This is a genomic window from Rhizobium sp. 05N49 (genome assembly GCF_056396805.1).
The window spans coordinates 91,906-104,336 of record NZ_JBFTME010000004.1 but is presented as its reverse complement, the minus strand read 5'-3'; the positions used below and the strand labels follow the sequence as shown (position 1 = coordinate 104,336).

Annotated in this window: 11 protein-coding genes; 4 read left to right on the top strand and 7 right to left on the bottom strand. The window is 60.7% G+C overall.

Annotation, left to right across the window (positions count from 1 at the left end; genetic code table 11):
• Nucleotides 1-213: 213 nt before the first annotated feature.
• From AC1DF8_RS10100 to AC1DF8_RS10090, 3 genes are all read left to right on the top strand, one after another.
• Nucleotides 214-672 carry a helix-turn-helix domain-containing protein gene (locus AC1DF8_RS10100; RefSeq protein WP_112546448.1) on the top strand — a complete coding sequence of 153 codons (459 nt, stop codon included), beginning with the start codon at nucleotides 214-216 and terminating at the stop codon, nucleotides 670-672.
• Nucleotides 673-691: 19 nt separating this feature from the next.
• Nucleotides 692-2,629: an SARP family transcriptional regulator gene (locus AC1DF8_RS10095; protein ID WP_113202213.1), complete on the top strand. Its 1,938-nt coding sequence runs from the start codon at nucleotides 692-694 to the stop codon at nucleotides 2,627-2,629.
• Between the two features lie 132 nt (nucleotides 2,630-2,761).
• Entirely contained in the window at nucleotides 2,762-2,998 is a 237-nt protein-coding gene (locus AC1DF8_RS10090; RefSeq protein ID WP_113115763.1) for a hypothetical protein, read from the top strand.
• A gap of 12 nt (nucleotides 2,999-3,010) precedes the next feature.
• On the opposite strand, the gene AC1DF8_RS10085 is transcribed toward AC1DF8_RS10090, so the two are convergent.
• The 6 genes from AC1DF8_RS10085 to AC1DF8_RS10060 are packed head-to-tail and all read right to left on the bottom strand — an operon-like array spanning nucleotide 3,011 to nucleotide 9,622.
• A complete protein-coding gene (locus tag AC1DF8_RS10085) occupies nucleotides 3,011-4,027 on the bottom strand; it encodes an ABC transporter ATP-binding protein (RefSeq protein ID WP_478153273.1) in 1,017 nt (338 codons plus the stop codon).
• Nucleotides 4,024-5,016: an ABC transporter ATP-binding protein gene (locus tag AC1DF8_RS10080; RefSeq protein WP_478153271.1), complete on the bottom strand. Its 993-nt coding sequence runs from the start codon at nucleotides 5,014-5,016 to the stop codon at nucleotides 4,024-4,026. The genes AC1DF8_RS10085 and AC1DF8_RS10080 overlap by 4 nt, the downstream gene beginning before the upstream one ends.
• On the bottom strand, nucleotides 5,013-5,921 hold the full coding sequence (locus AC1DF8_RS10075; RefSeq protein ID WP_478153269.1) for an ABC transporter permease: 909 nt from the start codon (nucleotides 5,919-5,921) through the stop codon (nucleotides 5,013-5,015). The genes AC1DF8_RS10080 and AC1DF8_RS10075 overlap by 4 nt, the downstream gene beginning before the upstream one ends.
• Nucleotides 5,921-6,856, bottom strand: coding sequence for an ABC transporter permease (locus tag AC1DF8_RS10070; RefSeq protein WP_113115794.1), 936 nt, complete (start codon nucleotides 6,854-6,856; stop codon nucleotides 5,921-5,923). The genes AC1DF8_RS10075 and AC1DF8_RS10070 overlap by 1 nt, the downstream gene beginning before the upstream one ends.
• Before the next feature lie 33 nt (nucleotides 6,857-6,889).
• Complete coding sequence (locus AC1DF8_RS10065) at nucleotides 6,890-8,488, bottom strand: ABC transporter substrate-binding protein (protein WP_162738588.1); 1,599 nt, start codon at nucleotides 8,486-8,488, stop codon at nucleotides 6,890-6,892.
• Nucleotides 8,489-8,515: 27 nt separating this feature from the next.
• Nucleotides 8,516-9,622, bottom strand: coding sequence for a mandelate racemase/muconate lactonizing enzyme family protein (locus AC1DF8_RS10060; RefSeq protein ID WP_478153266.1), 1,107 nt, complete (start codon nucleotides 9,620-9,622; stop codon nucleotides 8,516-8,518).
• Nucleotides 9,623-9,969: 347 nt separating this feature from the next.
• On the opposite strand from AC1DF8_RS10060, the gene AC1DF8_RS10055 reads away from it, so the two are divergent.
• Nucleotides 9,970-11,019 (top strand): LacI family DNA-binding transcriptional regulator, encoded by a 1,050-nt coding sequence (locus AC1DF8_RS10055; RefSeq protein WP_113213065.1) that lies wholly within the window; start codon nucleotides 9,970-9,972, stop codon nucleotides 11,017-11,019.
• Between the two features lie 13 nt (nucleotides 11,020-11,032).
• On the opposite strand, the gene lpdA is transcribed toward AC1DF8_RS10055, so the two are convergent.
• A complete protein-coding gene (lpdA, locus tag AC1DF8_RS10050) occupies nucleotides 11,033-12,430 on the bottom strand; it encodes a dihydrolipoyl dehydrogenase (RefSeq protein ID WP_478153264.1) in 1,398 nt (465 codons plus the stop codon).
• Between the last annotated feature and the right edge of the window lies 1 nt (nucleotide 12,431).

Sequence of the window (12,431 nt, the reverse complement as noted above, 5' to 3'; positions counted from 1 at the left end):
TCCGATAAGGCAAGCGCGGAATGGAATACCAATTTTCTAGCGATTTAGATGAAAATTGATCTCCCAGGAGGACCCTTGATCATCGAAGGGTCGGAGAAAGCAGAGCCGACTAAGATCGGCCATCATATGCTGTCAAAAACAAACCGTGGAAAAGCGCAGCGATGCCGTCTACAAGTCAATGGATTAAAATACGAAAGAGACAGAAGGTAGGCCATGAACGTCAAGACACCGAACGCGATTGATACCTATGTCGGCATGCGCATGCGCAGGCGCAGGCAGCTTCTCGGCATGAGCCAGGAACGGCTTGCCGAACAGATCGGCGTTACCTTCCAACAGGTGCAGAAATACGAGAAAGGCATCAATCGCATCGGCGCCAGCCGCCTGCAGAGGATCGCCGAAGTGCTGCGCACCTCGCCCGCTTTCTTTTTCGAGCAGGATGATTTGGAAGCGCCGAGCCTTGCCGGCCTCGATTTGTCTGCTCCTGTCGATCCGGTCACAGAATTTCTGCGGTCGAAGGAAGGTCTCGTCCTCAACAGGGCGTTCATGAAAATCGAGGACCGGCGTATCCGCGAGACGATCATCTCGCTGGTCAAAGCGATGGCGCAGTCCGAAAACAGCGACATTTCGCTGAACGCGCCGCGAATGGACGAGCCGGATACCCGCAGAGAGTGAAAGCAGACGATACCGTCCCATGTCCTTCCGGCTCGAGTCATTCGGTACATTACGACTGCTGGACGCGGCGGGAGAGCCTGTATTCTTCCCCGAAAAAGGCCTGTTGACGCTTTGTTACCTGCTCGACAGACCTGACAGAGAATGTCCGCGCGGCACACTCGCCCGCTTCCTGTGGGATAGCACCGACAATCCCGATATCATGGCGAATTTGCGCAAGATGATCTCGCGCGTCCAGGCGAGGCAAGCGGAAATCGGCGCGGAGCTGCTGATCTTTACCGCGACCGGTGTCAGGATCAGACGGGAGGTCTTCGTCGCAGATCGCTCCGAACTTGATACCCAATCCTCGGCCGGCCCGCTCGATGTGCTGCGAAGGCTCGTATCCCTGTTGCAAACGGATTTCCTCGCCGGACTCGCAGATCAAAGCGCCAGCATAAGAGAATGGGTATCGAGCGAGCGCAACCGGCATATGGCAATCCTCGTCGACGCAGTGAAGCGAGCCTTGCCGGAAGCGCGCTCGCGAGCCGATATCGGCCTCATCAAGGAGGCTGCGCTCAGGATCTTCCGCGATGCGCCTGATGACGAAAACATCCGCCATATCCTCCTGCAAGCCTACGAGGCCGAGGGACATCTGGAAAACGCCAGGCAGCTATTTGAGAGCCGCAGCCACGATCTACAACATTCGCTCGACATCGGCCTTGATCTGCAGGCCCTGAAGGAAGTGCGCAAGATTTTCGACGCCAGCAGGCCGGCGACGCTGGCGGCTGCGCCGTCGGTGGAAAGCGGCATCATCCTGAAATCCGCGCCCCTGCCCCGGCTCGCCCTGTTGCCGCCGGTCGAGGCCGCTGAAACCGGGCCTGGGCCGATGCTTTCTGAAGCGCTGATCGAGGACGTGACCATCGGCCTTTGCGCCCTCAGCAACGTCTCGGTCGTCGCGCCCCATACCGCCGCACAAATCGCCCGCCATGCCGACCGGGCGGGCATGATCCTGCGCCATTCGATCTCCTATGTTCTCGACACCCGGTTGACAGCGGGCGGCGGCACGCCGTCTCTGTTCGTCCAGCTCGTCTATGCCGCCAACGACGAGGTCATCTGGGCCGAGCGCTTCAGCCTCGAGAAATACGACCTTATGGCTGACCGGCGGGAGATCGCACGACGCATCGCCAAGGAGCTCTCCCGACAGATCCGCCAGAACGAGACCGTGCGCGGCGCTTTCGAAGACAATCCGGCCGCCTATCACAGCTATCTCCTGGGTTTCCGGGACATGAAGCGGTTTTCCCTGCCGGATGTCCGGCGCGCCCGCAAAGCGTTCCGCGACGCCGTCCAGCACAGCGCGCATTTCTCGCCGGCGCTCGCAGGCCTTGCGCATACCTTCCTGATGGAATGGCTGCTGACGGCGCGCGGCGATGGCGAGTTGATCCGGCTTGCGGAAGATTATGCGAACAGGGCGATCGTCGCCGACCCGTCGCTCGCGTCCGGCTTCCGCCAGCTCGGAATCGCCAAACTTTATCTGAACGATCTCGATGAAAGCGTGGTGGCGCTGAAAGTCGCCGAAGAGCTGAGCCCCCATTATGCCGACGGCATCGCGAGTTATGCCGATACGCTGGTGCATGCCTCGCGCCCTGCCGATGGGCTCGCCAAGATCGAGCGGGCGATCTCGCTCAATCCGCTAAGCCCCACAGATTATCTCTGGACTGAGGCCGGCGCGAATTTTGCCCTCTTCCGCTATAAGGAAGCGCTGGATGCGATCGGCAGAATGGATGATCGCACACCGGCCGACCGGCTCGCTGCAGCCTGCTGGGCAATGCTGGGCGACATGAAAAATGCGCGCCTCTACATGCGCAAGGCACGCGAGACCAATCCCGATTTCGACGTCGACAGGTGGCTGAGCCTCGTGCCCTTCAAGGAGGCGTGGCAGAAGGAACAGTATCGTGAGGCTTTGCTGAAGGCAGGCTTCTAGCTCCGCCGGTCTGACTCGACCGAGTTGCCGCCTCCCGATACGCCATCCAGAATGGTGTCACGCCCGTGTCACGCGCTTTCCTTGACCACATCCGCTAGAACTCCCTCCAACACGGCTGGGAGATTAGCGGCAATGGAAGACATCATCGAAATCGGGAGTGCCGAGAAGGATCAAAGGCTTCGGGATATCGCATCGCTTGCACGGCTCGTTTCCTACGCCCGGCAGAGCGCCCGGGAACTCAATGCCGAGTTCTCCGTCTATTGCCTCGATCTCGCGCTTGGCGCGTTGCTTCAGGATCTCTCCGAGAGCGGCATAAACCTGCCAGTCGAAGCAACAATCGAAGATGCACCGGCGGGCCTGGTGCACTGAAGGCCGATAACTTCACCCTGCGTGCGTCAGTGGATTGGGCGCGGCGAAATGGCAGGCTGAGAACTGGTTCGGCGATACTTCGCGCAAGCCCGGACGCTCGACCTTGCAGATGTCCCTTGCGATAGGACAGCGCGTGTGGAAGCTGCATCCCGACGGGACGCGGGACGGGCTCGGCACGTCGCCCTGCAGCACGATACGGTTTGCCTTGCGATCCGGATCTGGCTCGGGCGCGGCCGACAGCAGTGCCTGCGTATAGGGATGCTGCGGCATGGAATAGATCGACTTCTTCGGCCCGATCTCCACGATCCTGCCGAGATACATCACCGCCACGCGATCGGCGATGTGGCGTACGACCGCCAGGTCATGGGCGATGAAGAGATAGGAGAGCTTTCGTTCGACCTGCAAATCCTGCAGCAGATTGACGATCTGCGCCTGCACGGAGACATCAAGCGCAGAGACCGGCTCGTCGGCGACGATGAATTTCGGATTGACCGATATGGCACGCGCGATGCCGATGCGCTGGCGCTGGCCGCCGGAGAACTGGCGCGGATAACGGTCCATGAAGCTCGGGGACAGGCCGACCTGCGTCAGCAGTTCGGCGACGCGGTCACGCCGTTCCCTCGAGGATTTCGCCAAACCGAAGACTTCCAACGGCTCGGAGATGATCTGAGCGATCGAACGACGCGGGCTGAGCGAGCCGTAGGGATCCTGGAAGACCATCTGCATCCTGGCGCGCATCATGCGCATCTCGGCCGCACTCAGCGATGTGATATCGCGCCCTTCGAACAGCACTTCACCATCGCTCGGCTGGATCAGCCGCAGCAGAAGGCGGCCAAGCGTGGACTTGCCGCAGCCGGATTCACCGACCAGCGCCAGCGTCTCGCCCGGCTTGACGGAAAAGGAGGCTCCGTCGACGGCGCGTACGCCGCCGGAGGAGGAACTCGTGAAAGACAGGCCGCCAGCATCGGAAAAGGTCTTGCCGAGGTTGCGGACGATCAACAGGTCGTCGGTGCTGTTCATCTCTGTCATGCTGTTGCTCCGGCGGTGACCCAGCAGGCCGCCTTATGGCTTTCTGATATGGTGAACATGGGCGGCATTTCGGCCGCGCATCTGTCGGTCCGGTTCCCACAGCGGGCGTAGAAGGGACAGCCCTGCTTCACCGAGCCCGCGGTCGGCACCGAGCCGGGGATCTGGTAGAGACGCTTCTGATCGTCATCGAGCCGCGGGATCGATTTGAGCAGTCCCTGCGTATAGGGATGGCTCGGGTTCCTGAAGATCGAGCGGACATCGGCGTCCTCGACCACTCGTCCGGCATACATGACGATGACGCGATCGCAGACTTCGGCGATGACGCCGAGATCGTGCGAGATCAAAAGCACGGCGGTGTTCAACGTCTTGCGCACCTTCGCCATCAGGTCGAGCACCTGGGCCTGGATGGTGACGTCGAGTGCCGTTGTCGGCTCGTCTGCGATCAAGAGTTTCGGATTGCAGGCAACCGCCATGGCGATCATCACGCGCTGGCGCATGCCGCCAGAGAACTGATGCGGATAGGCATCGAGGCGGCCTTCCGGATTGGGGATGCCGACGAGTTTCAGAAGTTCGATGATGCGGGCGCGGCGCTGTTCGCGGCTCATCCTCTCATGCAGCTTGATCGCCTCGCCGATCTGGTCGCCGATCGTCATGACCGGGTTCAGAGAACTCATCGGCTCCTGAAAGATCATGGCGATATCGCGACCGCGGATCTCCGGCAATTTCGTCTTCGGCAGATCGAGAAGGTTGACGCCTTCAAGCTCGATACGACCCTGTGCAATGCGGCCGGGCGGATTCGGGATCAGCCCCATGATCGACAGCGAGGTGATCGACTTGCCCGATCCGGATTCACCGACGATGCCGACCGAACCCCCGGCCTCGACCTCGAAGGAGACGCCATTCACGACACGGATCGGGGAATCCTTCGGGCCGAATTCGACGGCGAGATTATCGACCTTGAGCAACGGAGACTGCGTTTTTGATGTCATTGGCTCGTCTCCGGATCCAGCATGTCGCGCACCGCGTCGCCGATCAGGTTGAAGGACAGCACGACGCAGGTGATGGCAAAACCGGCGGCAATGATCGGCCAGGGCGAGCCGAAGAGATTGTTAAGACCATCGCGGATGATATTGCCCCAGCTTGGATTGGGGGCGCGGGTACCGATGCCGAGGAAGCTGAGCGAGGCCTCAAGGCGGATGGCTGACGCGACCCAAAGCGTCATCAGTACGACGATGGGGGCTGCGATATTCGGAATGATATGGCGGAAGATGATAACGGGCGTGCGCACGCCGACGGCGATTGCCGCTTCCACATACGGCTCCTGCTTGACCGACAGGGTCGAGGCACGAGCGACACGGGCAAAGCCGGGAATGAACGCGACAGTAATGACGGCGATGATGTTCCAGAAGGCGCCACCGAGGACGGCTGCGATAATGATCGCGAGCAGCAGTTCCGGGAAGGCGAGCAGCAAATCGATGAACCGGCTGATGATACGATCGATCAGGCCCCCGAAATACCCGGCTGTTACGCCAAGTGCGGTACCGAGCAGCGCAGCGAGCGCCGGCGAGATCAGGCCGAAGAGCAGCGAATTGCGCGAACCGTGGATCATGCGCGAGAGAACGTCGCGCCCAAACTGGTCCGTGCCGAGCCAGTGTGCGGCCGAGGGCGCCTTGTTGATCGAGAGGATGCTCTGGGCGAGCGGATCATAGGGCGCCAGCACCGGTGCGAAGACTGCGATCACGAAGAAGACGAGTGCAATCACCAGCGCGAAAAGGGTCGAGGGCCGGTGCAACAGCGTTTTCGACAAGAGCGACAGCAAACCAGGTGCTGGTGCCAGCAGAGGCTGCTCGGAGGTCTGTAGAGCAGACCCAGGCGTTTGAGTGATGATGCTCATTATTTCACCCGGATGCGAGGATCGATGACGATGTAGAGGAGATCCATCACCAGATTGATCAAAAGGACGAGAAGCGCGAAGACAACGACGCCGCCCTGAATGACGCCATAGTCACGCTCGTTGATCGCCTGGATGAGCATGCGCCCGAGGCCGGGCCTGTTGAAGACCAGCTCTACGGCGACCGAACCGGACAGCGTGGCAAGCAGGCTGAGGCCCATGCCGGTCGAGAGCGGCAGAAGCGCATTGCGCAGACCGTGACGATAGATGACGCGAGGTTCGCGGGCACCCTTGGCGCGGGCGGTGCGGACATAGTCTTTGCCGAGCGTTTCCAGAAGCGCAGTCCGCGACAGCCGGCCGATGAAGGCCGCCTTGACAAGTGCGAGCGTCAGGGCCGGCAGCACGATATGGTACATGCGATCCATGAACCCATCGCCGCCCCCGTTGATCGGGAACCAACCGAGGTTCAATGCAAAGCCAATCAAGAGAAGCGCGCCGAGATAGAAATCCGGAATGGCATAACCGAGAAGGGCAAAGACGCGCATGCCGGAATCCGGCAACCTGTCACGATGGGTTGCCGCCACTACGCCGAAGGGCACGCCGGCACCGACGCCAATGATCATCGCCACAACGGTGAGTTCGATCGTATAGGGCAGATTGGCGGCGATCAGGTTCAGCACCGGTTCGCCATTCATGTAGGACTGGCCGAAATCGAGGCTGAGCACGCCGCGAAGGAAGTTGATGTACTGCTGCCAGAGCGGCACATCGAGCCCCATTTGGTGGCGGAAGGCTGCAAGCTGCTCCGGGAGAGCCATGTCTCCCAGAGCCGCAATCGCCGGATCGCCCGGCAGGATCCGCATCGCGATGAACACGAGCGTGAGCACCAGCCAGATTGTCGGAATGGCATCCGCCAGCCGGAGGAGAAAATATCTAGCCATGGTCATTCACCCGCATTCATTGTGACCTGGAAATCAGGCCTTCTTGGTTGCGTGGTGGAAGCGCCAGCGTGCGTAACCGCTCTGCACCTTGTAGCCGAGGTCGAGGCGGGCATTGCGGGCAACCGTGAAGGAGAGCGTCGACATGCCGATCAGCGGCAGGTCGCGCAGGACCTGAAGCTCGATCTGCTTGCAGTAATCGACGTAGGACTTGTAGTCGGTCGCCTGCAGCGCTTTGGCGAGCAGATCGTCGATCCCCGGGATGACCACGCCATAGTGGCTGTAGTTGATGCCGCCGGAACCATCCGGCTTGACTTCCGCCTTGGTCGAAAGCTGCTGCGTATAGAGCTGCGTCGGGATCGGCGGATAGCTCGAGGAATGCAGGGCCAGCGTGTTCTTGTCGTGCTGGTTGTCAGCATGATAGGCGGTATGGTCGCCGATATGCAGGTTCATGCGCATGCCGACGGCACGCAGCTGTTCCTGTACGATCAGCATGATCGACGCATAGTCTTCGCGCTGGCTGACATTGCTTTCGAAGTCGAAACCATCGGGGAAGCCGGCTTCGGCGAGCAAAGCTTTGGCCTTGTCAGGATCGTAATTGTACTGAAGTTCCGGCGGCAGCTCTTCGGTCTTGAAACCGCCCGGGAAGGATTCCGGCTGAAGGTCGGCGGTAAAGCCTCCCATCGGCTTCATGGCCTCGGCAACCGCATGGCGATCGACAGCATACATGATCGCCTGACGCACCTTGATGTTGTCGAAAGGCTTGCGCTTCAGGTTGATATGCAGCGTGTTGAACGAACCCGGCGACGTCATGTCGAACTGCAGTGTTGAATCGCGCTGCAGCATGGAATCGACCCAGCCCGGCGCGCGCACGGCCTCGATCATGTCGACATCGCCCGCCAGCAGCGCAAGCGTGCGCGCCGTGGTGTCGGCGATATAGACGGACTCGACCTTGGCGACCTTCGCTTTCTCTCCCCAATAGGTTTCATGACGCTTCAGCGCCGTGCCCCACTTGCTGTCGAAACGCGTAAGTTCGTAGGGACCGGTGCCGACTGCATCGGTCTTGAACTTCTCCGCACCCATCTGGTCAACGGCCTTCTTGGAAACGATCGCCGTATTGTTGAGGAAGATCGACGTACCCAACAGGTTCACGTCGGAATTCTTCAGCGTAATCACGACCTCATAGGGTCCGGTGGCGACGACGTCGGCGATGTTGGACAGGATCGGCTTGTTCGTGCCGTCGGCCATGGCGCGCTTGAAGGAGAAGACGACGTCTTCGGACGTCATTTCACCAAAACCCTTGTGGAACTGCACGCCCTGACGGAGTTTGAAGGTCCAGGTCTTGGCATCCGACGAGGCCGACCATTCGGTGGCGAGCGTGGGCCGGTACTGATCCGGCGTCGTCGCGAACGTGCCGTCATCCGGGCGAACGAGCTGTTCGTACATCTGCTCGGTCGCCCAGTTATCGCCGCCCTGTGTTGTGTAGTTCGGATCGCTGGTGCGCGGGCCGTTGGCGGCAATGCCGATGCGAATAGTGTCGGGATCGTTCGCCGCACGGGCGAGAGCGGGTCCGAGCATGCTCATCGCAGCCGTGGCCGCGCTCAATTCCAGAAACTGGCGTCTTCTCAGGTTCATGTCATTTCCTCCCATGTGTCAGAATATTCAGCTTCGCCGCTTGTCGAGCTCGGCGTCGTTGACGATCAGGCCGAGGCCCGGGCCGGCCGGCACCTTGAACTTGCCGTCTTCCGGGATCGGCGGATTGGCGAAGCCGACATGCATGCGTGTCGATGGATCGGAGAATTCGGCGGGCTTGGTGTTGTGCATCAGCGTTGCCAGCACATGCAGGTTCGCCACATGGGCGATCGTCGGCTGGGTCTGGTGCGGAACGAGTTCGACGCCGTGGGCAAAGCAGATCGCGGCACACTGCATGAGACCGGTAATGCCGCCCATCTTGACGATGTCAGGCTGTACCATGCGCACGCCGGCATTGATCATGTCGACAACGGCCTGGGTCGTGTAGGACTGTTCGGCGGCCGAAACGGTGATGTCGAGACGCTGGGCGACCTCGCCCATGGCGCGCACGTTATAGTGCTGAACCGGCTCCTCGAACCAGACATAACCAAGCTCTTCGAGCGCGCGGCCGACGCGGATGGCGCCACCGACCGAATATTGGTTGTTGGCGTCGAACGCGAGCGGGAAATCATCCCCCACCAGCTTGCGCACGGCCTTCGCCTTGGCGATGTCACCGGGAATATCATAGTCCTGGCGGGTGCGGTCACCGTCCCAGCGGATCTTGATGGCGGCCGGCTTTTCGGCCTTCCAACGCTGCTCGACCACGCGAACGGTTTCATCGACGGTGCGCCCGGCATTATTGCCGACCGACGAATAGAAGGGCAGTTCGGTGCGCCAGGCGCCGCCAAGCAGCTTGTAGACGGGCTGGTTGAAGTGCTTGCCCTTGATGTCCCAGAGGGCAATATCAAGTGCGGCAAGCGCGCCGGTGACAGCGCCTTCGGGTCCAAGCTTTACATATCTGTGCAGCAGCCGATCGTAGAGGACCGCCTGGTCGAGCGCATCCGCACCGACGAGCGAGGCTGCGAAATCCCTGACGACGCCAAGCGAGTGCTCGCCGCCCATCATCGGCGAAGCTTCACCATGGCCGACGATGCCATCTTCCGTAGTTACGCGCACGAAAGCCGTGCGGCGGCCCGGCGGCTCGTTGGGCTCCCACTTCACCTGAAAAGCTTCAACGGACTTGATAATCGTACCCACTGGCATTCCCTCGAAGAACGGACGTTTTCAGCGCCGGTGTTGTCGTTACCAAAAGCATCTTCCAGTTTGCATCCGTATGCAACACGGCGATTGAACTGAAATTGGAATAGGTTTTATGTCGGAATCAGCAAAAGTGCTCTCTGGTGGGTATCAAACGCTCAAAGGTGAAATGACGCCTTATTTCTCTGGATTCTTGACGCTGCAACGCATCCCGGCGCCGATATTCGGAAGCGAAAAGAGTTCGTAGGGAACGAGCGATCCGCCGCGTATAAGAAGTAGTTGAAATTCTTGCATCCGAATGCAAGAAGAAAGGAGAAGGTAGAGAGCGGCGATCGGGGAATTGGATCATGCGCAAACAAGGATTGCCATCCTTGCAAGGGGAACCGTCAAAGCCGATTACGGCCCGAGAGCTCGCGCGTATGCTCGGCGTCAGCCAATCGGCAGTCTCGCGTGCCTTCACACCAGGCGCAAGCATCGCAGCCGATCTGCGCGAGCGAATTCTGAAATATGCGGCAGAAGTCGACTATCAGCCGAATGCGATCGCCAGCATGCTCTCGAAGAGCCGCACGAACATTATCGGCATCGTCGTCTCCGATATGCAGAACCCCTTCTACCCGGGCCTGATCGAAAAACTCTCCCGCGCACTGCAGCGCATCGGCCTGCAGAGCCTGCTCTTCAACATCGCCAAGGGGTCCAATCTCGAGGAGCAGCTTTCAGCATTGCGACGCTACAATGTTGATGCGGTTATCGTCATTTCCGCGACGATCCTGTCGGGCGCGACACTAAGCTGGGCGACGGAAGGCAGGCCGGCCATCCTGATCAACCGCGTCATCGAAGAGACGAACCTCAGCTGTGTTGCCTGCAACAATGTCGAAGGCGCGCGCGCCATTGCAGATCATTTTCACAAGCAAGGCGCTCGCAGGGTTGCCTATGTCGCCGGCCTCAGCCACACGACCACCAACCGGGAACGGCAGAGCGGCTTCGTCACGCGCATTGCCGAGCTCGGCATGACGCTGAGCGCACAGATCGAGGGGCGGGAATACAGCTATCATGCCGGCCGCACGGCCGCCCTTGAAATCGCCGCGAAGAAAAGCACCGACGCCATTTTCTTCGCCAACGATATTCTGGCGATCGGCGGCATCGATGCACTCCGGGAGGAGGCCGGCTGCCGTGTTCCCGACGATGTCTTGGTTGCAGGTTTCGACGACATTCCGATGGCCGGCTGGCCGCACTACAATCTCACCACTTTCCGCCAACCCGTCGACGAAATCGTACGCGTCGTCGTCGAAATGATCGAGGGTGATACGTCGGCGCTTCTCAGGGCCGCGACGACGATCCGCCTTTCCGGAGAGCTTGTCGAGCGGCGCTCGACTGGCGTCGAGCAGAAGGCCCGGTAAGTCCGCCTATAGCCTATATATGAAGCGCGTTGCCAAGTGCCTTCAGCGCTGCCTCCATCACGGCCTCACTGCGGGTCGGGTGCGCATGGATGGTGCCGGCAATATCCTCCAACCGTGCGCCCATTTCGATGGCGAGCGCGAAGGCGGCCGAGAGTTCGGAGACACCCGCGCCAACGGCCTGCAGGCCGAGAACGAGGTTGGTATCGGCCCGCGCCACCACCCGCACGAAGCCGTCTTCGGAGAGCATGGTCATGGCGCGGCCATTGGCGCTGAAGGGAAACTGTCCGGTTTTGATCTCATATCCCTGGCTACGCGCCTCTGCCGGCGACAGGCCGGCGCTGACGATTTCCGGATCGGTGAAGCAGATTGCGGGGATGCAGCGCTTGTCCCAGGCCCGCTTCTTTCCGGCAACGATCTCGGCGACCATCTCCCCTTGCGCCATCGCCCGATGCGCGAGCATCGGTTCACCTGTGACATCGCCGATGGCAAAGATGCCGCGCATGGAAGTGCGGCAGCGATCGTCGATCCTGAGGAAGGGGCCGGCGCGGTCGAGATCGAGTTCTTCGAGCCCCGATCCCGCCGTTCTCGGACGGCGGCCGACAGTGACGAGAATGCGGTCTGCGGCGAGCGTCTGCTGTCGGTTGTCGGGCGTTTCGACGACAAGCCCTTCGCCGGCATCGGAAAGGCCGATCGCCTTTGCACCGGTCAATAGAAGAATGCCGCGTTCAGTCATCTTGCGCATGACGGGCCGGACGAGTTCGGCATCATATTGCGGCAGGACCTGCTGGGTTGCTTCGACGATGGTTACCTGCGATCCCATTTTCTGGAATGCGATCCCGAGTTCCAGCCCAATGTAACCGCCGCCGACCACGACAAGGTTCTTCGGCAACTCCCTCAGCGACAATGCCTCGGTGGAAGAGATGACCCGACCGCCGAAGGGCAGGTTCGGAAGCTCTACCGGATCGGAGCCGGTCGCGATGACGACGGTCTCGGCGCGGATGATCTGCTGGCCCGTCTCCGTTTCCACCTCGACCGTCTTGCCATCGCGAAAATGCGCGCGGCCGTGGACGATCTTCACGCGCGCCTTCTGCAACAGGCCGGAGACGCCGCTCGTCAACCGACCGACGATACCGTCTTTCCAGCCGACCGTCTTCGTCAGATCAATGCAGGCGCCTTCGACGCGGATGCCCATCGGGTTCTTGCCCGCCAGCATGCGCTGGGTGGCATCGAATTCCTCGGCCGCGTGGATTAGCGCCTTGGAAGGAATGCAGCCGACCGTCAGGCAGGTGCCGCCCGGCTTGCCGGCCTCGACAATGACAGTATCGACTCCCAACTGGCCAGCGCGGATGGCGCAGACATAACCACCGGGACCGGCGCCGATGACGAGGAGCTTGCAAACAATCTCTTTCATG